This is a genomic window from Pseudomonas syringae group sp. 243L2, assembly GCF_032587875.1.
Classification (GTDB): Bacteria; Pseudomonadota; Gammaproteobacteria; order Pseudomonadales; family Pseudomonadaceae; genus Aquipseudomonas; species Aquipseudomonas amygdali.
This window is the reverse complement of sequence record NZ_JAWHPL010000004.1, coordinates 54,620-77,858: the sequence shown is the minus strand read 5'-3', so window position 1 is coordinate 77,858 and position 23,239 is coordinate 54,620. Positions and strand designations below refer to the sequence as shown.

The 23,239-nt window shown below is 58.7% G+C and carries 20 protein-coding genes; 13 read left to right on the top strand and 7 right to left on the bottom strand.

Annotation, left to right across the window (positions count from 1 at the left end; translation table 11 throughout):
- Positions 1–85 precede the first annotated feature (85 nt).
- A complete protein-coding gene (brnQ, locus tag RYB66_RS02955) occupies positions 86–1,399 on the top strand; it encodes a branched-chain amino acid transport system II carrier protein (RefSeq protein WP_005745257.1) in 1,314 nt (437 codons plus the stop codon).
- 108 nt (positions 1,400–1,507) lie between these two features.
- Here the strand turns inward: brnQ and RYB66_RS02950 are convergent, their stop codons facing one another.
- Entirely contained in the window at positions 1,508–1,768 is a 261-nt protein-coding gene (locus RYB66_RS02950; RefSeq protein WP_002552985.1) for a lipoprotein, read from the bottom strand.
- A 313-nt stretch (positions 1,769–2,081) separates the two neighbouring features.
- Here RYB66_RS02950 and htpG point away from each other — a divergent pair, with 313 nt between their 5' ends.
- Positions 2,082–3,989, top strand: coding sequence for a molecular chaperone HtpG (gene htpG / locus RYB66_RS02945; protein WP_005745258.1), 1,908 nt, complete (start codon positions 2,082–2,084; stop codon positions 3,987–3,989).
- A 90-nt stretch (positions 3,990–4,079) separates the two neighbouring features.
- A complete protein-coding gene (locus RYB66_RS02940; RefSeq protein ID WP_016982436.1) occupies positions 4,080–4,808 on the top strand; it encodes a dienelactone hydrolase family protein in 729 nt (242 codons plus the stop codon).
- 289 nt (positions 4,809–5,097) lie between these two features.
- Here the strand turns inward: RYB66_RS02940 and fabB are convergent, their stop codons facing one another.
- The 3 genes from fabB to RYB66_RS02925 form a co-directional block, all read right to left on the bottom strand.
- Entirely contained in the window at positions 5,098–6,321 is a 1,224-nt protein-coding gene (gene fabB / locus RYB66_RS02935) for a beta-ketoacyl-ACP synthase I (protein ID WP_016982437.1), read from the bottom strand.
- A gap of 10 nt (positions 6,322–6,331) precedes the next feature.
- Positions 6,332–6,847 (bottom strand): 3-hydroxyacyl-[acyl-carrier-protein] dehydratase FabA, encoded by a 516-nt coding sequence (fabA, locus tag RYB66_RS02930; protein WP_002552989.1) that lies wholly within the window; start codon positions 6,845–6,847, stop codon positions 6,332–6,334.
- A 221-nt stretch (positions 6,848–7,068) separates the two neighbouring features.
- Complete coding sequence (locus tag RYB66_RS02925; RefSeq protein ID WP_316893767.1) at positions 7,069–9,006, bottom strand: ATP-binding protein; 1,938 nt, start codon at positions 9,004–9,006, stop codon at positions 7,069–7,071.
- Positions 9,007–9,291: 285 nt separating this feature from the next.
- Here RYB66_RS02925 and RYB66_RS02920 point away from each other — a divergent pair, with 285 nt between their 5' ends.
- The 8 genes from RYB66_RS02920 (at position 9,292) to RYB66_RS02885 (ending at position 15,522) form a co-directional block, all read left to right on the top strand.
- Complete coding sequence (locus RYB66_RS02920; protein WP_002552991.1) at positions 9,292–10,317, top strand: NAD(P)H-dependent glycerol-3-phosphate dehydrogenase; 1,026 nt, start codon at positions 9,292–9,294, stop codon at positions 10,315–10,317.
- Between the two features lie 25 nt (positions 10,318–10,342).
- Positions 10,343–10,687: a DUF4389 domain-containing protein gene (locus RYB66_RS02915; RefSeq protein WP_004658921.1), complete on the top strand. Its 345-nt coding sequence runs from the start codon at positions 10,343–10,345 to the stop codon at positions 10,685–10,687.
- The gene (gene sixA / locus RYB66_RS02910) at positions 10,684–11,139 is read left to right on the top strand and encodes a phosphohistidine phosphatase SixA (RefSeq protein ID WP_004658919.1); all 456 of its coding nucleotides are present in this window, start codon (positions 10,684–10,686) and stop codon (positions 11,137–11,139) included. Before RYB66_RS02915 ends, sixA begins: the two co-directional genes overlap by 4 nt.
- Positions 11,140–11,199: 60 nt before the next feature.
- Positions 11,200–11,643 (top strand): hotdog fold thioesterase, encoded by a 444-nt coding sequence (locus RYB66_RS02905; protein WP_004664705.1) that lies wholly within the window; start codon positions 11,200–11,202, stop codon positions 11,641–11,643.
- 119 nt (positions 11,644–11,762) lie between these two features.
- Positions 11,763–12,572 (top strand): alpha/beta hydrolase, encoded by an 810-nt coding sequence (locus tag RYB66_RS02900; protein WP_316886760.1) that lies wholly within the window; start codon positions 11,763–11,765, stop codon positions 12,570–12,572.
- A complete protein-coding gene (locus RYB66_RS02895; protein WP_316893764.1) occupies positions 12,569–13,423 on the top strand; it encodes an alpha/beta hydrolase in 855 nt (284 codons plus the stop codon). The genes RYB66_RS02900 and RYB66_RS02895 overlap by 4 nt, the downstream gene beginning before the upstream one ends.
- A gap of 139 nt (positions 13,424–13,562) precedes the next feature.
- On the top strand, positions 13,563–14,381 hold the full coding sequence (locus tag RYB66_RS02890; RefSeq protein ID WP_316893762.1) for a DUF4892 domain-containing protein: 819 nt from the start codon (positions 13,563–13,565) through the stop codon (positions 14,379–14,381).
- A gap of 91 nt (positions 14,382–14,472) precedes the next feature.
- Positions 14,473–15,522 (top strand): AI-2E family transporter, encoded by a 1,050-nt coding sequence (locus tag RYB66_RS02885; protein ID WP_004664709.1) that lies wholly within the window; start codon positions 14,473–14,475, stop codon positions 15,520–15,522.
- Between the two features lie 45 nt (positions 15,523–15,567).
- Here RYB66_RS02885 and xopAW read toward each other — a convergent pair whose 3' ends face one another.
- The 3 genes from xopAW to RYB66_RS02870 form a co-directional block, all read right to left on the bottom strand.
- Positions 15,568–16,326, bottom strand: a complete 759-nt coding sequence (gene xopAW / locus RYB66_RS02880; protein WP_005779923.1) for a XopAW family type III secretion system calcium-binding effector — start codon at positions 16,324–16,326, stop codon at positions 15,568–15,570.
- Between the two features lie 115 nt (positions 16,327–16,441).
- Complete coding sequence (locus RYB66_RS02875) at positions 16,442–17,467, bottom strand: sensor histidine kinase (RefSeq protein ID WP_004664713.1); 1,026 nt, start codon at positions 17,465–17,467, stop codon at positions 16,442–16,444.
- Positions 17,464–18,213, bottom strand: a complete 750-nt coding sequence (locus tag RYB66_RS02870) for a response regulator (RefSeq protein ID WP_005745271.1) — start codon at positions 18,211–18,213, stop codon at positions 17,464–17,466. The genes RYB66_RS02875 and RYB66_RS02870 overlap by 4 nt, the downstream gene beginning before the upstream one ends.
- Before the next feature lie 372 nt (positions 18,214–18,585).
- Between RYB66_RS02870 and RYB66_RS02865 the strand changes: the two genes are divergently transcribed.
- Together RYB66_RS02865 and RYB66_RS02860 are read left to right on the top strand one after the other, a co-directional pair.
- Positions 18,586–20,634: a hypothetical protein gene (locus RYB66_RS02865; RefSeq protein ID WP_316893760.1), complete on the top strand. Its 2,049-nt coding sequence runs from the start codon at positions 18,586–18,588 to the stop codon at positions 20,632–20,634.
- Between the two features lie 321 nt (positions 20,635–20,955).
- Positions 20,956–23,151, top strand: coding sequence for an autotransporter outer membrane beta-barrel domain-containing protein (locus RYB66_RS02860; RefSeq protein ID WP_081003807.1), 2,196 nt, complete (start codon positions 20,956–20,958; stop codon positions 23,149–23,151).
- The last annotated feature ends 88 nt before the right edge of the window (positions 23,152–23,239 follow it).

Sequence of the window (23,239 nt, the reverse complement as noted above, 5' to 3'; positions counted from 1 at the left end):
GCCACGTCTTACGCCGACGGGCTGCGTCTGCCCCATTCATGGGTGACGTCCCATCCCTTATTTCGATTCCGTGTGGTCCCTCGTAATGAAAGTGTTGAAAGGCCAGGACATCCTGGCACTCGGTTTTATGACATTTGCCCTGTTTGTCGGGGCTGGCAACATTATCTTCCCTCCTATTGTCGGCCTGCAGGCCGGACCACATGTCTGGATGGCGGCGCTGGGCTTTCTGGTCACGGCGGTCGGGCTGCCGGTCGTTACGGTGATTGCTCTGGCCAGGGTAGGGGGAGCAATGGATGCCCTGAGCAGCCCGATCGGCAAGATTGCCGGCGGGGCGCTCGCAGCCGTCTGCTATCTGGCGGTCGGCCCGCTGTTCGCGACCCCGCGTACCGCTACCGTCTCGTTTGAAGTCGGCCTGGCACCTCTGACCGGTGACACTCCAGTCGCGTTGTTCCTCTACAGCCTGGCGTATTTTCTGGTGGTGTTCTGGGTTTCGTTGTATCCGGGGCGCTTGCTCGACACGGTCGGGCGCTTTTTGGCACCGCTCAAGATTATCGCCCTGGCAGTATTGGGGATCGCGGCATTCGCATTACCCGCAGGCGGAATAGGCGAGGCTGAGCCCGCCTATGCCGCTGCGCCGTTTTCCCAGGGTTTCATCAATGGTTATCTGACTATGGACACCCTCGGGGCGCTGGTCTTCGGGATTGTCATCGTCAATGCCATTCGCTCTCGTGGTGTCGAGTCACCACGTCTGATTACGCGCTACGCGATCATTGCCGGGCTCATTGCCGGTGTCGGGCTGGCGCTGGTGTATGTCAGCCTGTTTCGCCTGGGTTCCGGCAGCCATGCGGTCGCGGCAGGCGCAAGCAACGGCGCGGCGGTTCTGCATGCTTACGTGCAGCACACCTTCGGTTCATTGGGCAGCGGTTTTCTCGCCGTGCTGATTTCATTGGCGTGTCTGGTGACTGCGGTAGGCCTGACCTGTGCCTGTGCTGAATACTTTGCCAAGGTGCTGCCGCTGTCCTACCGGACGCTAGTGATCATCCTGGCGGTGTTCTCGCTGCTGGTATCCAATCTGGGGCTGACCAAGCTGATCCAGTTTTCGATTCCGGTACTCACCGCTATCTATCCACCGTGTATCGTGCTGGTGGCGCTGAGCTTCTGCAAAGGCCTCTGGCAGAGCCAGGGACGGGTTGTTGCACCGGTGATGCTGGTATCGCTCATCTTTGGCCTGATCGACGCGCTGAAGGGTGCCGGTTTTACTGACTATCTGCCGGGTGTGCTGACCAGTCTGCCGCTGAGTGATCAAGGCCTGGCATGGCTGGTGCCCTCGATAATCACGCTGGCGGGCGCTGTAGCCGTTGACAGGCTCATGGGCAAGCGCAGCGAGGCGCTGGCTTGAAGTCGGTACACGATGCAATGTCGAACTGACGTTACGTGCCAAGTGAAACGAGTTAAATGAAAAAGCCCGCTTTAAGCGGGCTTTTTTAGTTCTGTAAGCGTTTCAGCCTTACTTGGTGGCTGGCGCTGCTTCTGGCGCTTTGTTGGCGTTCTCATTGGTACGCTGCTGAGCGGCTTCAGCGTTCTTCTGAGCGGCTTCCTGGCTTTCCTTGGCCGCGTCATTCACTTTTTCCTGAGCCTTTTCCATCGACTCCTGGGACTGCTGAGCTGCCTTGTTGGCATCTTGCTGAGTGTTTTCGGACTTTTTGTCACAGGCGGCAAGGCCCAGGGTGGCAGAAAGCATCAAGGCATAGGCTAAAGATTTACGCATGGGGTGTTTCTCCTTATTGAGTGTTCACGAGGCTAAGAGCCTGCCGTCGTGAGTTAAGTTCCACCCGTGATGACAATATCGGAGGCCGTTGTTTCGCGGTCGTTACAGGCCGATGGCGCTGTGCCGATTGCGGACAGTTCTGGCGAGCACCCACCAACGCAATGCGTGCGGTATCCGGCGCATGAAACACGCTCCGCGCATCATTGGCTCTTGAAATCCCCGACCCAGCCCCCACCTTGATGACTACCCGCTGTCACACGGGCTTATGCCTGATCGTGACGGCTTATACCATCCAGATCGGAGTTTGATGATTATGAGTGTGGAAACTCAAAAGGAAACCCTGGGCTTCCAGACCGAGGTAAAGCAACTGCTGCACCTCATGATCCATTCGCTGTATTCCAACAAGGAAATTTTCCTTCGCGAATTGATCTCGAACGCGTCTGACGCGGTCGACAAATTGCGTTTTGAAGCGTTGTCCAAGCCGGAGTTGCTGGAAGGCGGCGCCGAGCTGAAGATCCGCGTGAGCTTCGACAAGGACGCGAAGACCGTTACGCTTGAAGACAACGGCATCGGTATGAGCCGTGAAGACGTGATCACCCACCTGGGCACGATCGCCAAGTCCGGCACCGCTGATTTCATGAAAAACCTGTCGGGCGACCAGAAGAAGGACTCGCACCTGATCGGTCAGTTCGGCGTGGGTTTCTATTCGGCATTCATCGTTGCCGATCAGGTCGAAGTGTTCAGCCGTCGTGCCGGCACGCCAGCGAATGAAGGCGTGCACTGGTCCTCCAAGGGCGAAGGCGAGTTCGAAGTCGCCACCGTCGACAAGGCTGATCGTGGCACCCGTATTGTTCTGCACCTGAAAAACGGTGAAGAGGAATTCGCTGACGGCTACCGCCTGCGTAACATCATCAAGAAATACTCCGACCATATCGCCTTGCCGATCGAGCTGCCCAAAGAGCAGGCTCCGGCAGCCGAAGGCGAGGAGGCACCGGCGCTGGAGTGGGAAACCGTCAACCGCGCCAGCGCCCTCTGGACCCGTCCGCGCACCGAGGTGAAGGATGAGGAGTATCAGGAGTTCTACAAGCATGTCGCGCACGACTACGAGAACCCGCTGAGCTGGAGCCATAACAAGGTCGAAGGCAAGCTGGAATACACTTCGCTGCTGTACGTGCCTGCGCGTGCTCCGTTTGATCTGTATCAGCGTGAAGCACCGCGCGGCCTCAAGCTCTACGTGCAGCGCGTCTTCGTCATGGATCAGGCCGAGTCGTTCCTGCCGCTGTACATGCGCTTCGTCAAGGGCGTGGTCGACTCCAATGACCTGTCGCTGAACGTTTCCCGCGAAATCCTGCAGAAAGACCCGATCATCGACTCGATGAAGTCGGCGTTGACCAAGCGCGTGCTGGACATGCTGGAGAAGCTGGCGAAAAACGAACCCGAGCAGTACAAGGGTTTCTGGAAAAACTTCGGCCAGGTCCTCAAGGAAGGTCCGGCAGAAGACTTCGCCAACAAGGAAAAAATCGCCGGTCTGCTGCGTTTCGCATCGACGTCCGACGACAGCGGTGAACAGAGCGTTTCTCTGGCCGAGTACCTGGCGCGTGCCAAGGAAGGTCAGGACAAGATTTACTACCTCACTGGCGAATCCTACGCACAGGTCAAGAACAGCCCGCACCTTGAGGTCTTCCGCAAGAAAGGCATCGAAGTGCTGCTGCTGACCGACCGTATCGACGAGTGGCTGATGAGCTACCTGAGCGATTTCGATGGCAAGGGCTTTGTGGATGTGGCGCGTGGCGACCTTGATCTGGGCAATCTTGACTCCGAAGAGGACAAGAAGGCACAGGAAGAGATCGCCAAGGACAAAGAGGGCCTGATCGAGCGCCTGAAAGCTGCGCTGGGTGAGTCTGTGAGTGAGGTGCGTGTTTCCCATCGTCTGACCGATTCGCCTGCGATTCTGGCCATTGGCGAGCAGGACATGGGGCTGCAGATGCGTCAGATTCTGGAAGCCAGCGGGCAGAAGGTTCCGGACTCCAAGCCAATCTTCGAATTCAACCCGGCTCACCCGCTGATCGGCAAACTGGATGCCGAGCAGAGCGAAGAGCGCTTCGGCGATCTGTCGCACATCCTGTTCGATCAGGCGGCGCTGGCCGCCGGTGACAGCCTCAAGGATCCAGCTGCGTATGTGCGTCGTCTGAACAAGCTGTTGGTAGAACTGTCGGTTTGATAGCCGGTTGACAAGAAACCCGCCTCGGCGGGTTTTTTGTTTCAGTTCCCGCGACACGTTTTTCATCTCCCTAACGATCAGGAGTCAGTAATGAGCAGCAACATTGAAATTCGTTCTGTGGTCTATCAGATCGATGGCCAGACTTATGAAAGCCGTCTTGCGTACGACCCGAAAGCTAGCGCTGCACAGCCAGGGTTGCTGATGGCGCCTAACTGGATGGGTGTCAGTCAGGGCGCTGAAGATATCGCCAAAGCGGTCGCTGCGAAGGGCTATGTGGTGCTGCTGGCTGACCTTTACGGTCAGCAGATTCGCCCGAGTAACAATGACGAGGCGGGCGCTGCCATGATGCCGCTCAAGGACGATCGCGCGTTGTTGCGCAAGCGTATGCAAGCAGGCCTCGACCAGTTGTTGAGCCAGGCGGATGTGTCTCTGGACTCAAGCAAGATCGCAACATTCGGTTTCTGCTTTGGTGGCTGCTGCTCGCTGGAGCTTGCGCGTACCGGGGCAGAGCTGAAGGCCGCCATTTCGTTCCACGGCACGCTGGATACGCCCAACCCGGCTGATGCGAAGAGCATCAAGGGCTCGGTGCTGGTTCTCCACGGCGCGTCGGACCCGCTGGTGCCAAAAGAGCAGTTACCTGCTTTTGAAGAGGAAATGAACGCCGCTGGTGTGGACTGGCAGTTGCACAGTTACGGTGGGGCATTCCATTCCTTCACCGACCCGCACGCCAATGTTCCCGGCATGATGATGTACGACGCCAAAGTGTCGAGCCGTGCGTTCAAGTCGATGCATGATTTGTTGAGCGAAGTGTTCGGCTGAAGGAACACCTATCGTCCCCTAGGGCGTGCAGGGGAACACTATCGTGCCCATGCTCCGCGTGGGCATGCCGGTCTGGACGCTCTGCGTCCTCTTTCGACGCAGAGCGTCGTGAACTGCATTCCCACGCTGGAGCGTGAGGAACGAGAGGTGTTCTGAAGATTTTAGGTACACCGGAGAGCATCATCGTGCCCATTCTCCGCCTGGGCATGCCGGAGAACACTAGCTACTTTGCCCGACTCATAAAAAAGGCGCCTCGAAAGGCGCCTTTTTGTTTGTCGCAAAAGCAGTATTACTTGCCTGCCCAGCGCTTCAACAAAAGCGTAGCGTTGGTGCCACCGAAACCGAAGCTGTTGCTCATGACCAGGTCAAGCTTCGCATCTTCACGCGTCTTGAGCAGGATCGGCATGTCGGCAACTACCGGGTCCAGTTCGTCGATGTTCGCAGAGCCTGCGATGAAGTTGTTTTCCATCATCAGCAGGCAATAGATCGCTTCGTGAACACCGGCGGCACCCAGGGAGTGGCCCGACAGGCTCTTGGTGGAGCTGATCGCCGGAGCTTTGGCGCCGAATACTTCGCGCACGCCTTCCATTTCCTTGGCGTCGCCGACCGGAGTCGAGGTGCCGTGGGTGTTGATGTAGTCAATGTCGCCGGAGTTGATATCACCCAAGGCCATCTGCATGCAGCGAATTGCACCTTCACCGCTTGGCGCAACCATGTCATAGCCGTCGGATGTAGCACCGTAGCCGACGATTTCGGCATAGATTTTAGCGCCGCGTGCCAGAGCGTGTTCCAGCTCTTCGACAACGACCATGCCGCCGCCACCGGCAATGACGAAACCGTCACGCTTGGCGTCGTAAGCGCGGGAGGCTTTTTCCGGCGTCTCGTTGTACTGAGTGGACAGTGCGCCCATTGCGTCGAACAGGAACGACTGGCTCCAGTGCTCTTCTTCGCCGCCACCGGCAAAGACGATGTCCTGTTTGCCCAGCTGGATCTGCTCGACAGCGTTGCCGATGCAGTGAGCGCTGGTGGCGCAGGCGGACGAAATGGAGTAGTTCACGCCCTTGATCTTGAACGGCGTGGCCAGACAGGCCGAAACGGTGCTGCCCATGGTCCGCGTGACACGGTAAGGACCGACGCGCTTGACGCCTTTTTCGCGCAGGGTATCCAGCGCTTCCATCTGGTTCAGGGTCGATGCGCCGCCGCTGCCAGCGATCAGGCCGGTACGCACGTTGGAAACCTGTTCCTCGGTAAGACCCGAATCAGTGATTGCGTCTTTCATCGCCAGGTAGGCATAAGCTGCCGCATGACCGACGAAGCGAAAGATCTTGCGATCGATCAGTTCTTCCAGATTCAGGTCGATGGAGCCGGAAACCTGGCTGCGCAGACCCATTTCGGCATATTCCGGGTTGAAGCGGATGCCAGGGCGGTTAGCACGCAGGTTAGCGGTGACGGTCTCTTTGTCATTGCCCAAGCAGGAAACAATACCCAGACCAGTGATAACGACGCGGCGCATGCGAGTACCCTTAGAAATTTTCAGTGGAAGTAAACACGCCGACCCGAAGGCCTTCGGCGGTATAGATTTCACGACCGTCGACACTCACTGAGCCGTCGGCGATGGCCAGGTTCAGTTTGCCTTTCAGGACGCGCTTGATATGAATGTTGTAGGTGACTTTTTTGGCGGTAGGCAGCACCTGACCGAAAAACTTCACCTCGCCCGAGCCCAGGGCGCGGCCACGGCCGGGGTTGCCCTGCCAGCCAAGATAGAAACCAACCAGTTGCCACATGGCGTCAAGGCCCAGGCATCCAGGCATCACCGGATCACCTTCAAAGTGGCAGGCAAAAAACCACAGGTCCGGGTTGATATCCAGTTCGGCGACCAATTCACCCTTGCTGAACTTGCCACCTTCGTCGCTGATGTGTGTGATGCGATCGACCATCAGCATGTTGGGGGCGGGCAGTTGCGCATTACCTGGGCCGAACAGCTCGCCACGACTGCAGCGCAGCAGGTCTTCCCGGGTAAAGGCGTGTTGTTTGGTCATGCGAGCTCCTCAATAATCTCGTGCGGCAGGTTGTGGCGTCACTGGCTAGAACGCTGGTCCTGTCGTACCAATTCGCCAGGACCCTGTCCGGCAGCCTACTCATAGACTGTTGCGTTGTAATGAAAGTCACAGCTCAGGTGGAAATCAAGGTACACCTGTTCACTGAATTTTGTCATTCAGCCGATTTTGCTGGCTGATTTGCGTGCCAAGACTGCCGCAATTTAACATTTATCGCCAGTCACAGGTGCGTCAAAGGGCAGCCAGCGGTGTAAAACCTGCTGTAAATCAGCGTGTTTGAAAGGTTTAGCCAGGTAATCATCCATACCTGCCTGTAAACACGCGTCCCGATCACCCTGCAGTGCATTGGCAGTCAGGGCAATGATTGGGATTCGTTCCAGGCCGGAAAGTTGCCTGATTCGACGTGTGGCTTCATAGCCGTCCATGACCGGCAGTCGGCAATCCATAAGAATCAGTGCGTGGTTTCCCGCACTTGCCTTCATCACCGCTTCGGCGCCGTCCACCGCCACGTCGACTTCGCAACCCAGATTACGCAACATGGCCTGCACCACGGTGCGATTCACCGGGTTGTCCTCGACCAGCAATATGCTGCGCTCCTTGCCATGTGCATCGAGTACAGACAGCGGCTTGGCGATATCCACTGAAACATCGCGTGAAACGGGCAGCGGGATTTGCAGCGTGAACACAGAGCCCGAACCCTCCTGGCTCTCGGCACGCAATGTGCCGCCCATGCGTTCGGCAAGCGTACGGGCAATCGGCAGTCCCAACCCCGTGCCGCCGTAGCGCCTGGAAATCGAGCTGTCGGCCTGTTTGAACGCATCGAACATCGACTCCAGTCGCTCCGCGTCGATACCAATGCCGCTGTCATGCACTGCACAGGTAAAGTGCAGTTGGTCATTGTCGAGCATCGCCCATTGGGCGACAACGCTGACCTTGCCTTGCTCGGTAAATTTAAGTGCGTTGCCGATCAGATTCACCAGGATCTGCCTGATCCGGGTCGGGTCGCCTGTGACGGTCACTGTGTCCAGTCCAGGCTGAATATGCAGTTCCAGTAGCAGCTCGCGTTGCAGCGCGCTGTGGTTGAACGCGTGGGTGGAGGCACTGACCAGTTCGGCCAGGTTGAACGCTATGCCTTCCATTTGCAGGGCATCGCGTTCAATGCGGGAAAAATCGAGAATGTCGTTGATGACCCGTAGCAGATGCTCGGTTGACTCGGTCGCCAGCGTCGCATACTCGCTTTGCTCAGCGGTCATGCGCGTGGTTTCCATCAGTTGCAGCATGCCCAGTACGCCGTTCATGGGGGTTCGCAACTCGTGACTCATCATTGCCAGAAAATCCGACTTGGCGCGGTTGGCCTGTTCGGCTTCCTCACGTGTCTGGATCAACTGCGCCACCGAGCGCTGCTGTTCAAGGCTGGTGCGGTGCAGGTTCTCTGCCAGATTGTTGATGTGCCGCGCCAGTGCGCCTAACTCGGCATCGTCGCTGACCGGCAGGGGCACATGGTAGTCGCCCTGCTGAATCGCCTTGAGGGCTTCGCCCATTTCCTTGACGGGTCTTGACAGGCTCAAGGCCAGGCCGCGGGCCAGCAAAAAAGCGAACAGCAACGCGCCCAGCGCCAGAACACCGGCCTTGAGCAATATTTCCTGTTGCCGTCGACTGAAGGCTTCATTGGACATCCCGACCAACACTCGTCCCATATAGCTCTGCGAAGCATTATCAGGTGCCTGGCGATTGCCTTTGGGCGACGTGGCGGAGTGTCTGTTAGCCATTGTGCGCTGAAGGTAGACAGGGGCCTGGAATATCTCCATCTGCCGTGCCGCCTGCTCGGTTTCGCGGGGCTGATCTATGTAGACCATGGCCGTATTGGAGCTGTCCTGAATCTCTACATAGCGAACGCTGGGCATGGACAGGGTGGCGCGCATCAACGCCTTCAACCCGTCGATATCGCCTGTCGCCACACCCGGTTCGACGGCCATGGCCAATTGATTGGCGATGAGCTGCCCGGTGTGATTGAGCTCCTGACGCAAGTCCTGAATACGCACGAAAGTGAAAAAACTGATCAGCAGAGCCGTCAACAACAGGGCAGGGCCCAGGCTGATGATCTGAGTGCGGGTATTGATATCCCAGTGCCGAAATTTCATCGGCTGCGTGCCTTGCGCGCAATGCTTTGCGCTGGTGACTCGATTGATGCGTCCATGCCTGTTCGCCCGTTGGTCGCGACCCGGTCCGGCTGTGCAGCGCAGTGCCGGGTGTCTCGATAATTCATGCTGTGCACGCATGTTAACCGAGATAGCGCGCGTTTCCAGCGAACTTGTTGTCGCATGCCGCCCTGCATGCTCGACAGATCAGCTTTGTTGCTGGCCGATACCGCGGCGCTCCGTATAATGCTGGCATCGCCACTTGAATGGCTCTGGATGGATAGTTTTATGACCACACAGCAACCAGTCGCGGTTCTTGGTGGTGGCAGCTTCGGCACTGCCATTGCAAATCTGCTGGCCGAGAACGGCCATCAGGTTCTCCAGTGGATGCGTGATCCGGAGCAGGCGCAGGCGATTCGCGTCAACCGTGAGAACCCCCGTTACCTCAAGGGCATCAAGGTTCGGCCCGAAGTCGAGCCGGTAACCGACATCACCGCCACGCTTGAGGCCTGCGAGCTGATTTTCGTCGCTCTGCCTTCAAGCGCACTGCGCGCGGTACTCTCGCCCCATGTCGAGCGCCTGAACGGCAAGATGCTGGTCAGCCTGACCAAAGGTATTGAAGCGCAGAGCTTCAAATTGATGAGCCAGATCCTCGAAGAGATCGTTCCCCAGGCGCGTATCGGCGTATTGTCCGGGCCCAACCTGGCCCGGGAGATCGCCGAGCATGCGTTGACCGCCACCGTGGTTGCCAGCGAAGACGAGGCGCTGTGTCAGCAGGTCCAGGCCGCGCTGCATGGTCGTACTTTTCGGGTCTATGCCAGCAACGACCGGTTTGGTGTAGAGCTGGGTGGGGCATTGAAGAACGTCTACGCAATTATCGCTGGCATGGCCGTAGCGCTGGACATGGGCGAAAACACCAAGAGCATGCTGATCACCCGGGCGCTGGCCGAAATGACCCGTTTTGCGGTCAGTCAGGGTGCCAACCCGATGACCTTTCTCGGCCTGGCCGGGGTGGGCGATCTGATCGTCACCTGTTCCTCACCCAAAAGTCGCAATTATCAGGTCGGGTTTGCGCTGGGCCAGGGGCTGACGCTGGAGGAGGCGGTCACTCGTCTGGGCGAAGTAGCCGAGGGCGTGAACACGCTCAAGGTGCTCAAGGTCAAAGCACAGGAGGTTCAGGTCTATATGCCGTTGGTCGCCGGGCTGCATGCGATTCTTTTTGAAGGCCGTACGCTCAGTCAGGTCATCGAGGCGTTGATGCGTGCCGAGCCCAAGACGGACGTCGATTTCATTTCGATTACCGGCTTTAATTGAACTCATTCCGATCAGGGAGAACGTCTTGAACGAGTCGAAAATCCAGCATAACGAATCGATCCTGCTGCGCATTCTGTGGATGCTGCTGTTTCTGGGTGTATGGCACGTTGCACAGATCATTCTGGCGGGCGTAGTGCTGGTGCAATTGGTTTATCGCCTTATCTATGGCGCACCGAATGGCGGCCTGATGAATTTCGGCGACAGTGTCAGCCAGTACCTGGCCCAGATTGGTCGTTTCGGGACGTTTCACAGCGACCATAAGCCCTGGCCCTTCGCCGACTGGCCAGCGCCGCGCGCCCCTGAAGGCGAGGCGGCTCATCATGTTCCGCCAGCGCCGCATCCGGTGCGTGACGAAGAGCCAAAACTGTGAAGGTCTGGGTATTGCGTCACGGCGAAGCGCAGTCGCGGGCGCGCAGTGATGCCGAACGCGAGCTTACGGCACACGGGCGTGAAGAAGTGCTCAAAAGTGCAGTGCACCTGAGTGACAAGTCGGTGCAGCGGATCATCGCCAGTCCCTATGTTCGTGCACAGCAGACTGCCGAGCTGGTACGTCAGTCGCTGGGGTTCAATGACCCGGTCGTGACGGTGCCCTGGCTGACGCCGGACAGCAGCCCGCGTGAGGTGTTGCTCCAGCTGGACAAGCTGGGCGTCGATGAAGTGCTGCTGGTCAGTCATCAACCCTTGGTGGGCGAATTGATCGGCGTACTGGCTCACGGCAGTCCGCAGCAGGCCGAGCCTATGAGTACCGCCAGTCTGGCCGAGCTGGAAGGCGAGTTCGTGCTGGCTGGCGCAATGCAGCTCAACAGCGTTCGACACGTTTGAAACGGTCTGTTCGAGTAATGAACCACCGCGAACGCGGCCCACTTTGAAAAAGGATTTAACATGAGTGTATGGCGTCAGGCTCCTGATATCGAAGCCCTTATGGCGGCTCAGAAAAACACTATTGGCGAGGTGCTGGATATCCGCTTCGAATCGTTCACGGACGATTCCCTGACGGCCAGCATGGTCGTCGATCAGCGTACCCATCAGCCTTTCGGGCTGCTGCATGGCGGTGCATCCGTGGTGCTGGCCGAGTCTCTGGGGTCGATGGCCAGCTACCTGATTGTCGACCCGAGCAAGTATTTTTGCGTCGGGCTCGAGGTCAACGCCAACCATCTGCGCGGCGTGCGTACCGGACGTGTAACCGGTGTTGTACGTCCCGTGCACATCGGCCGCACCACCCATGTATGGGACATCCGCATCAGCACCGAAGAAGGCAAGCTCAGCTGCATATCGCGTCTGACCGTGGCGGTTGTGCCACATGGCCAGGAGCCGCCTGCCCGCTGAGTTCATGCGCCTGATTTGTGGATGGCCGGAGTGCCATCTGCGATGGCAGTTCCAGTCATTGCTGTTGCTTGAAGCGGCTGCGCACAATTGCGGCTCGTACGGCCTCTGGAAGTATCGGTATGTCGCAGCCCGTGTTCTTCGCTCACGCCAACGGTTTTCCATCGGCTACCTATGGAAAGCTGTTCTGCGCGCTGGCACCGGAATATGCCGTCATGCACCTTGATCAGCATGCTCACGACCCGCGCTTTCCGGTGGATGACAACTGGCTGAACCTGGTCGATGAGCTGATCCATCATCTGCGTGAGCAGCCCGGCCCGGTATGGGGTGTAGGGCACTCGCTGGGCGGGGTTCTGCACCTGCATGCCGCGCTGCGCTGTCCGCAGCTTTACCGTGGCGTGGTGATGCTGGATTCGCCGGTGCTGGGTCTGGCTGATCAGTTGTTCATCCGCGCAGCCAAACGTCTGGGCTTCATTGACCGCATCACGCCAGCGGGCCGCACACTGGGCCGTCGCGAGGCATTTGCCGATCTGGACGCAGCCCGCACCTATTTTGCCAGCAAGACCCTGTTTCGCCGTTTCGATCCCGACTGCCTGACCGCTTACCTTGAACACGGCCTGCAGCAGGATGGCGAGCAGTTGCGTCTGCGCTTTGACCCGGCGACGGAAATCAGTATTTACCGCAGCATTCCTCACACCAGCCCAATACCATCGCGGCAGCTCAAGGTACCGCTGGCCATGGTGCGTGGCCAACACAGCCGGGTGATCATGCCTCATCATGGTTACCTTGCCCGACGCATGCGCGAAGGCGAATACCTGTCCATGCCCGGAGGGCATATGTTTCCACTTGAACGACCGGATGAAACGGCGTTGCTGCTCAAGACGCTGTTTGCTCGCTGGAACGCCCGCAGCGCCTCCAGGGCCAGTGCATGACGCTTGCGGTGGAGGAAGTGCGCCTGAGCCTGGGGCATATCGAGCTGGCGGCTCATCTGTACGGCCCCAAGGACGGTCAGCCGGTTATCGCGCTGCACGGCTGGCTCGACAACGCCAACAGTTTCGCCCGGCTCGCACCACGTCTTGAGGGGCTACAGGTCGTGGCGCTGGACCTGGCGGGGCACGGTCATTCTGATCACCGACCGGCAGGCTCGTCCTATACACTGGCTGATTATGCATTCGACGTGCTGCGCGTCGCCGAGCAACTTGGCTGGCAGCGCTTTGCCCTGTTGGGGCACTCGCTGGGCGCGATCATCTCTGTGTTGCTGGCAAGCTCGCTACCCGAGCGGGTCACGCGCCTGGCGCTGATCGACGGTCTGCTGCCATTGACGGGCAAGGCCGAATCCGCCGCCGAGCGAATGGGTGCCGCCATGCAGGCGCAACTCGAACTGGCGAACAAGAAAAAACCGGTTTATCAGGATCAGGATCGAGCCATTCAGGCGCGAATGAAAGGCGTGGTGGCGGTCAGTCGCGAGGCGGCTGAGCTGCTGGCTCAGCGGGGTTTGATGCCGGTGCCGGGTGGTTACACCTGGCGCAGCGACAGCCGCCTGACCTTGCCCTCCGCAATACGCTTCACGGATCAACAGGCCATGGCGTTCGTTCACGGCATTCGTTGCCCGACGCAATTGGTGGTTGCCTCCGATGGCATGCTGGCGCAAAGGCAGGAGCTGTTGTCAGCGCTGCCTTTTGACGTCGAACGGCTGGTCGGCGGGCATCATTTGCACCTGAACGATGAGCACGGAGCACGTTCTGTTGCACACTGTATCAATCGCTTTTTCGCTGCTTCTTGACTTGAGACCGGCAACTGCCGACGCTGAGCGGGTTGAAACAGGAGTCAACCGTGATGGATCAATCCGCAGCCTCTCGCGACCGCCTTGTCGGCGATCTTTTTTATTCTCGCCCCCTGCTTGCCTGCCGATGAGAGCACTCATGCGTTTATCAAGTGTTCCCGTTGCGGCGTTGTGCATGTCGCTGTTCAGCGCTGTCCTTTTCGCTGCCGATGCGCCGGGCAGTCGTGATCTGGAGATTTTGCCCCGTCTGACCGATACCGAAATCGTAGACTATCGTCCTGCCGCCGAGCTTGAGCGTGTCTATCCGATGGGCTCGATCCGCAAGATCAGCGGTCAGTTGCGTTTCGACGGCCAGATCAGTGCACGCGGCACTCTGACGTCGGTTACCTATCAACTGCCTGCCGAACATGCATCCGACGACGCCTTTACCGCCGCGCGTGAAGCCTTGCAGCAGCAGGGTGCAGAATTGCTGTTCTGGTGCCAGGCGCGTGATTGCGGAGAAAGCAGTCTGTGGGCCAACGAGGTGTTTGGTAATGCCAAGCTGTATGGTGCGGACGACCGGCAGGCCTACTTGTTGTTGCGTCTGGCCGAGCCCCGGAGTGAAACCCTCGTCGCGCTATACAGCATCACTCGTGGTAACCGTCGGGCGTACCTGCATGTTGAGCAGTTTGAATCGGCTGCGCCGCTGGGTGAACTGCTGCCAACCTCGGCGACATTGCTGCGCCAACTGAAAAGCACGGGCAAGCTGGTATTGCCCAAGCTGGGTGGCGAGCCACAGGAAGCTTGGGTCACGCTGATTTCCCGCGGTCTGAATCTGGACAGCACGCTGCGCGCAACCGTCTCCGGCCGGAGTGCAAGTGCATGGCGCGACGCTCTGGTGGCCAAGGGCGTGCGCGCTGCGCGTCTGGAAGCGGGCGCTGCCGATAGCCAGGGGCTGGTGATCGAGGTCATCCGCTAACCCTGATGCGTAAGGTTATGGCGAACAATGGCTGACGTCAGCCTTGTTCAGCCTTATGCTCGTGACCTCCGAGCCTATTCGTGGATGCCGCATGTTCAACAATGATCGTTTACTGGTGCAGATTCTGCTGCTCGCGCTATTCGGTGCCTGCCTCTGGGTGATGGCACCTTTCTGGTCGGCACTGATCTGGGGCGCGGTGCTGGCGTTTGCCAGCTGGCCGCTGATGCGTTTGCTGACCCGCTGGTTCAAGGGCCGTGAGTCGTTGGCCGCGCTGGTGATGTGCCTGTGCTGGATGCTGCTGGTCGCGGCGCCGCTGGTATGGCTGGGCTTCAATCTCGCCGACCATGTGCGTGACGCTACAGGCCTGATCAAGGATATTCAGGTCGACGGCTTGCCCGATCCACCGCAGTGGCTGGCGGGTATTCCGCTGGTGGGCGAACGACTGGTAGCGCTGTGGACCACCATCGATCAGCAAGGCGCGGCGTTCATGGCGACGCTCAAACCGCATCTGGGTCAGGTCGGTAACTGGGTGCTGGCACGCAGTGCGCAGATTGGCAGCGGGATTCTGGAACTGACCCTGAGCATCGTCTTCGCCTTCTTCTTTTACAGGGACGGTCCGCGCCTGGCCGCATTCGTGCTCAGCCTGCTTGAGCGTCTGATCGGTGATCGCGCCCAGTATTATCTGGATCTGGTCGCTGGCACGGTGCAACGCGTGGTCAACGGGGTCATCGGTACGGCAGCGGCCCAGGCGGTACTGGCGCTGATCGGCTTCCTGATCGCGGGCATTCCCGGCGCGTTGGTGCTGGGTATTCTGACTTTTCTGTTCAGTCTGATTCCGATGGGCCCGCCCCTGGTCTGGCTGCCTGCCACTGCCTGGCTGGTCTGGCAGGGCGAGTACGGCATGGCGATATTTCTGGGCATCTGGGGGATGTTCATCATCAGTGGCGTGGACAACGTGCTCAAGCCATACCTGATCAGCAGGGGCGGCAATCTGCCGCTGGTGATTGTCTTGTTGGGTGTGTTCGGCGGATTGCTGGCGTTCGGCTTCATCGGCCTGTTCATCGGCCCGACCCTGCTGGCGGTAGCCTATAGCCTGCTGACCGACTGGGTCGGCAGCGAGCGTGCCCGCAGCAGCCGCTGACGGCGAAAGTTTCCGCCGCACCAGGACGGGCGGCGGAGCCTCGCTTTACGCAGCGGTGTTCAGGTACTTACCGACTGGCTTACTGCTCTGGGTGTCATATTTTTCGCTGAGTGCGGCGATCATCTTGTTCAAGGCCTGAGTCGCAATCTGGTTGGTGTTGCCCTGATCAATGGTGTTGTCACTCTGTTTCAACGCGGCCGACAACTCGGAGGCGCTGATACTGTCGTTGCTATCGCTGTCGAGGGTACTGAACAGGCTGGCGCCGTCAGTGCTGCCGGAGGTGCTCTTTTGCGCAGGCGGCATACCGGCAGGAGGCTGTTGCGGTTGCATACCGGCGACCAGCTCTTCAAGGCTGACTGTGCCGTCTTCGTCAGTGTCCAGTGCATCGAACACCTGGTTGCTGTTCGCCGTGCTGCCCGCATTGCTAAGGCCGGTGGTCAGCTCGTCGCTGCTGATCGCGCCATCGCCATCGCTGTCCAGCGAGCCGAACAGGTCTTCTGCCTGCTCATCGACCGACTGCATGGGCGGCGGCGGTGGCGGCGTCATGGCGGCCAGTTCATCGGCATCCAGGCTGTCGTCGTCATTGCTGTCCAGATCGCTGAACGCCTTGCTCAGGCTGACAGTAATGCCGTCCTTGCTGTTCGACGACAAGGCCGAGCTCAGCTCATCCTTGCCGATGCTGCCGTCGCCATCGGTGTCCAGTTTTGCCAGCAACTCTTCCTGAAACTTCTTGCTGTTGGTGCTGGCGGTGGCACTGGTCGAGCTGGTGTAGCTGGAAAAGCTGCTGCTGATCCCGTTGATCATGAGTCTCACTCCCCTGAGATAAATGTGTCCGGTAGCGGTGTACCGGCTTTTGCAGCCTCGGGGCGTCAGTTGTCCTGGAGATTTAAGCTTTGTACGCGGTGTGATACAGAATGTGTCAGAGGCGCGGCAGATTCAGTATCGCGGTCAGGCCGCCACCCGGTGTTTGCGCAAGCGTCAGCTCGCCGCCGATTCTTCGCGCAGCTTCACGGGCGATGCTCATGCCCATGCCGATACCGCCGGAGTTGCGGTTGCGCGAACCTTCCAGGCGATAGAACGGCTCAAACACCGCTTCGTGAAATTCAGGGGCAATGCCCGGTCCGTGATCAACGACCGATATGCGTACGCGTTCGGCGCTGTCCTCGATCACGATATGGACGCTACCGGCATAGCGAAGCGCGTTGTCGACCAGGTTCTGCAGGCACGAACGCAGTGCCATCGGTTGTGTTCTGAGCGGCTTGCACTGGCCTTGGTACTGCACATCATCGCCATTGTCCTGCGCATTCTCGGCCTGGGATTCGATCAGCGCCTGCAGGTCGAACTGCTGCAACGCTTCGCTGCGCCGATGCTCATTGAGGTAGGCGAGCGTGGCGTCGAGCATGCTGATCATGTCGTTGAGGTCCTGAGTCATCTGGCCATGCAGCCTTGGCTCTTCGATCTGTTCAACACGCAGCTTGAGCCGCGAAAGGGGAGTGCGCAGGTCATGGGATACCGCAGCCAGCATGCGCCCGCGCTGCTGCATCTGTTCGCGGATCTTGCGCTGCATGAGGTTGAAGGTCTGCGCAGCCTGGCGTGCTTCCTGCGGGCCGCTTATTTCAAGGGGCGGGCTGTCCAGGTCTTCACTGAGGCGCTCGGCGGCCTCGCTCAGGCGCTGTACCGGGCGGCTCAGTGCCTTGGCGCCATACCATGCAGCAACAATGAGGGTGACGAACTGAAAGAACAGCAGCACCAGCGGGCCACCCGGTGGCGGTCGATGACGTCGCCCTTGATCATCCTGCGAATGCTGCGCGTCTGGGCGGTCATCAGGTGGAGGGCGCATGCCGTATTGGGTGAACCAGATGAAAGCCAGTAAATGCGCCAGCAGAATAGCCAGCAGTGCGCCCCCGAAAAGGCGCGCAAACAGCGTGTCGAACCGGCGGATCAACCCAGCTCCCTGGCATCGAACAAATAGCCTTCACCGCGCACAGTCTTGATCAACTGCGGGTTCTTCGGATCGTCGCCGAGCTTCTGACGCAAACGCGAGACGAGCAAATCGATGCTGCGGTCGAACGCCTCGATCGATCGGCCTCGGGCGGCGTCCAGCAACTGTTCACGGCTAAGCACCCGGTGCGGCCGTTCGAGAAATACGCGCAGCAGACGGAACTCGGCGTTGGACAACGGCACCACCAGACCGTCGGCGGCTGTCAATTGACGCAGCACGCTGTTCAGCCGCCAGGCGTCAAAGCGAATGGTGGTGCGCTGATCGCTGCGTTCGTCGCGTACCCGGCGCAGAATGGTCTGAATACGCGCGACCAGCTCGCGCGGCTCGAACGGCTTGGCCATGTAATCGTCGGCACCCAGTTCCAGACCAATGATCCGGTCAGTCGGTTCGCAGCGTGCGGTCAGCATCAGAATCGGTATGTCCGAGGTGCTGCGCAGCCAGCGGCACAGCGACAGGCCGTCTTCACCGGGCAGCATCAGGTCGAGCACCACCACGTCGAAGGTTTCATCGGTCAATGCCTGACGCATCTGCGTGCCGTCGGTGACGCCACGAGCGTTGATATTGAAGCGCGTCAGGTAATCGCAGAGCAGTTCGCGAATGGCCACATCGTCATCGACAATCAGCGCGCGAACGCTCCAGCGTTGTTCGGTCGATGTGGCATCCAGGGGGTTATCGGGAAGTGCTTGCATAGTGCGTCTGTCGCCTGCGTGTGCCGCCGTCGTCCGGCCGCTGTTGAAGATCAACGCTGCTCCTCATGCTACTTCGCCGGGAGTTGCGGCGGAAGGGTGACGTGATCGAATGTCGGGGGCATTTCAGAAATGTATCCGGCCTGATACAAAAACTGTCGAATGTGCTTTCCGGCTCGCCCCTGCTACTGGCTACTGGTAGTTCTGACAGTATCCCGTCTCAGGTAACTGCCGTTTAATCAGATGGAGCGCAGGTCCGGATGACCTGTGTGCTGAAAGAGAAGCGCTCATCGAGAGAGCTTTTCACACATCAACCTGCCGCGGGGCTCCTGTGAAGGGAGGGGGGCGGCAATCGGTAGCAAAGGAGTGCTGATTATGGTCGATTCGAAAACAACACTGACACCTGAACAAAGCCAGGCGGCGCGCATCGCGTACCGGCTGGCGCGCAGTCTGCGGGGTATGGACCTCAAGGCAGAGCTCGCAGTGGCGCAAGTGGCCAACATCGTGGACCCGACGGACGGGACGTTGAACAAGGACGTTTTGCTCGGTACATTTCTTGACGTTACTCTCGCCCAGTGGGCGCAGTTGGTCACTGAGGATGGCGCATCCGATACCTTTTTCATCGATTGGGCAGTGGGTGAAGTACCGGCTGACGACGGATTCGTGGAAGTGTTTACAGATACGGTCACTGCGCCAGTGGCCGTTGGCACCTTCCCAAAGACGATCAACATTCCGCTGGCCACCCTTTCGCCTGGATTCCCCAAACCGGCAGACGGTGTTTACAGTCTTCGCTATCGGATCAGGCAGCCGAACGACCAGGAGACTGTCAGCCCGCTGCTCAAGCTGATCGTCGATACCACGCCGCCCGGCGGGCATGTTGAGCCCGGGCAGATGAGTCTGAATACAGATCAGTTGACCCAGGCGTTTCTGGATGACAATCCGGGCGGTATTGTCGGCACGTTGCCTGACTACGACGACTGGAAACCCGGCGACAAGGTAGCGTTCTATTGGGTTGGCACTCCGTTTCCCGACGAGCCCGCAGATCTGCCGGCTCCTGTCGATGTCGTTGACGTGGCCAGCGCGACGGGTAATAAGGTGACATTCCCGGTTGATATAATTGGCGACTCCAAGGATGAGGCCTACTATGTCGCTTACTTTCTGGTGGACAAAGCGACCAACCGCAGTCCGCTTTCCAACTACAAGCGCATAGAAGTAGCGTTGGGTCTGCTGCCCGACAATCTGAAGGACCCGCTGGTGCCACTGGCGTCGCCTCCGGATAATCTGATCAACCTGCCTGACGCACGAATGGGCGTCGAGGTGCAGATCGAGTCGTTCGATAACTGGAAGCCTACCGATCGTATCGAGGTTACCTGGGGTACAGCAGTACTGTGGCCTGAATACATGGGAGAGGTCCCGCAGTTTCCGTTTTCGGTCAGGGTTCCTGACACGGTGTTGCGTGATCAGTACGTTCAAGCGACTGGCGGTGATCAGCCGACTACAGTGAGTTATCGAGTCCTGCGTGGCGTTGTTCCGTCCGAAGTGAAAAGCATCAGTGTCAATGTCAATTTCTCCACTATCGGACCTGATCCCTTTCCTGATCCTGACTGGCCTGATCCAATCAACGATCAGTTGTTACCGGTCGAGGTCTACGGCGAAGTTTCCAACGAGCTGAATGTCTTGAAGCCGTCGGACGATAAGAAGGATGCCAGTGTCAGATTCAAACTTTATGACCCGCTTCTGCCGGGCGAAGTTGTAGATTTCTACTGGGGCGCAAGCCATGTGCCTGAGGTGCAATACACCGTGGCAGACACTGATGCGGCCGGAGACGAGCTCGAGGTCGAAATACCCTGGAGTTATATCGAATTTGAAGGTAATCGCCCTGATTTGCCGGTTCATTACAGCATTCGTGCCGCCGACTCAGAGAATTCGCAACAATCGCCGGATACGCGGGTCGACGTGAGTGCTGTGGTCATCACTCCCGATGCCCCGGTCTTTGAAGGTACCAGTTCAGGCGGATGGCTGAATTGCACCTCGCTCTATAAGGATCCTGCCAATCCATCCTCAGGAGAGCCAGGTGTGCGGGTGGTCGTTCCTGATCTATCGAACTATCTGGCGGCAGGCGATACCGTCACTCTGTACTGGAACGCTTTTCCGCAGGATCCACAAGACGATACGCCTATCTCAGGTGTCGAAAAGACCGAACATATTGTGTTGGGGGACGATTATCCAGTCACGGGCTTTACTTGGCTGGTCACGCCATACGAGATACATCTTCTGCCCACTTATGACCCTGCTGGTCATGGCAGAAACGCGCGCGGGAAGATCAAGTATTCGTTCACTCTGAAGGGCTCCACCATTACCTCACTGGAAACCACTGCCGAGGTGGGTATGTACTGGGCAAATGGATCGTGTCCTATCGTGTAGGGGGCTTTAAAGACGGATCACAGGCAGAAGGTGCCTGCGATCCTCTGCGCGCCGTGTTTTCAGTTATTGCGCCGGCCCAGGTTGCTCCCAAACAGTTTAATGAAGCTGTGCGTATGGGGGCATTTTGCCTACGCTTACCGGTACCTCCCCGTAAATTAACGACTGGCAGAGCCTCAATACCAGAACCTCCCTACATTTACATAGGAAACGTCCTACAGAGCATTCAGTTTGATCCCCGTAATCTTCCGGCCTCTTTCTCGTGGCCAGGTTCGGGCAAAGACCACGGGGTTCAACGCCGTTTCATTCAGGTAATACACCATAATGAATGCTCCATTCGCGCTGCTTCCGCTCTCACGAACACTAAAGATCATGGCGTTTCTCTCCCCCTTCCTGTCCAGCAGTTCTGTCTTTGCGCAAACCTCTGTCAATGGCCCCGTGACCATTGAGGCCACGACCCCGCTGGACAGCTATCGGGTGGGCAGCAATGGGGTGCTGACCGCCAATGGCGCGACCACCCTGCAAATATCTACAGTCACCGGCGCGCAGCTGACACTCAATGGCAGTCAGGTCAGCGCGGCTACCGGCACAGCAGTCTCGTTGACCGGGGCAAATGCCTTGATTACCGGAAGCCAGCTGACGGGTGGCGCGGATGGTATGGGGATGGGCAATAACACTGCGCAACTGGTTGGCTCCACGGCAACGGTTATCGGCAGCACGATCACGGCAACCAATCGTGGCGTTAATGCCGGCTCGCTCGCCAATCTGACACTGGAGCACAGCGCAGTAACGGCCACGGGCACCAACGGCAGAGGCGTGGAGATGTTTGACTCCACTGTGAAGGCGTCCGACAGCACCATCACCGGGCAGCAATATGGGATCCGTATGCGTGCCGACCCCGGCGTGCCCTCGAGCAATCTATTGACCCTGGAAGGGACCCGGGTCGAAGGTGTCACGGATTCGGCACTGATTGTCGGAACGCCCACCGGGGCGCCTGCCACTGCCACTATTTTCGTCAAAAATGGCTCCACGCTGACCGGCGGCAACGGCAAGATACTGGAGCTGATCAACGGTTCTACAGCCAATATGACCGTCGACAACAGTCAATTGCTGGGCGACATATTCGCTGACGCAGGCAGTACTGCTGGCCTGGTATTACAAAACAATGCAACCCTGACCGGACGTCTGCAGAACGTCGCCAGTTTTTCGCTTGCCAGCGGGGGGCAGTGGACGATGGTCGAAAACAGCCAGGTGGGTAACGTTTCCATGAATGGCGGGTCGGTCAGGTTTGGTGACGCGGCCTCGTTTTACACCTTGTCACTTGCAAGCCTGTCAGGGAGCGGCACGTTCATGATGGACGTGGATTTCGGCGGCGCGGCCACAGACTTTCTGGATATCACCGGCAATGCAACCGGCAGCCATTCCTTGCTTATCGGCAGCACCGGTACCGATCCTCTCAGTGACACCTCTCTGCACGTAGTACATGCCGCAGCCGGCGATGCCAGTTTTTCCCTGGCAGGCGGCGCCGTGGATCTGGGGGCATGGTCCTATGACCTGATCAAGCATGGCGCAAACGACTGGTATCTGGACACCGCCACCCGAACCATCAGCCCGGGCGCACAGACTGTCATGGCGTTGTTCAATACCGCACCGACTGTCTGGTACGGAGAGTTGAGCACGTTACGTTCGCGCATGGGTGAGTTGCGCATGGACCAGGCCCGTTCCGGTGGCTGGATGCGTACCTACGGCAACAAATTCAATGTCGCCGACGCCTCGGGCTTCGGATATCAGCAGGTTCAGAGCGGTGTTGCTCTTGGCGCAGATGGCAAGCTGCCTGTGGGGTCGGGGCAATGGCTGGCGGGTGTCATGATCGGACAGAGCACGTCCGACCTCAGCCTGGATCACGGTGCCAGTGGCAAGGTCGACAGCTACTCGCTGGGCGCTTACAGCACTTGGCTGGACAGCGAGAGCGGCTACTACGTCGATGGCGTGATCAAACTCAATCAGTTCAAAAACAAGGCCAGAGTCAATCTCAGCGATGGTTCCCGCACGCGCGGCAACTACGACAATCTGGGGGTTGGCGCGTCACTGGAGCTGGGGCGGCACATCAAACTGGACAACGGTTATTTTCTCGAACCCTATACCCAACTGGCGGGCCTGGTCGTTCAGGGCAAGGACTATGCACTGGATAACGGTATGCATGCTGAAGGTGACCGCAGCCGGTCGCTGCTCGGCAAGGTCGGTACGACGGCGGGGCGCAGTTTTGATGTGGGCAAGGGGCGTACGCTACAACCTTACGTGCGGGTTGCCGTGGCTCACGAATTCGTCAACAGGAACGAGGTCAAGGTCAACGACAACATGTTCAATAACGACCTCTCTGGTTCCCGTGGCGAATTGGGTGCGGGCGTTTCGGTGTCGCTATCTGACAACCTGCAGCTGCATGCTGATTTCGATTACAGCAACAGCGATGCCATCGAACAGCCGTGGGGTGCCAGTGCAGGCTTGCGTTACAGCTGGTAGTGACAGTGAAGCGACTGGCGCTGATGCGCCAACGGTCCTATCACTTGTGCCAGTATCCGCAAAAAAAAACAGGGTGTTAACTGACAGG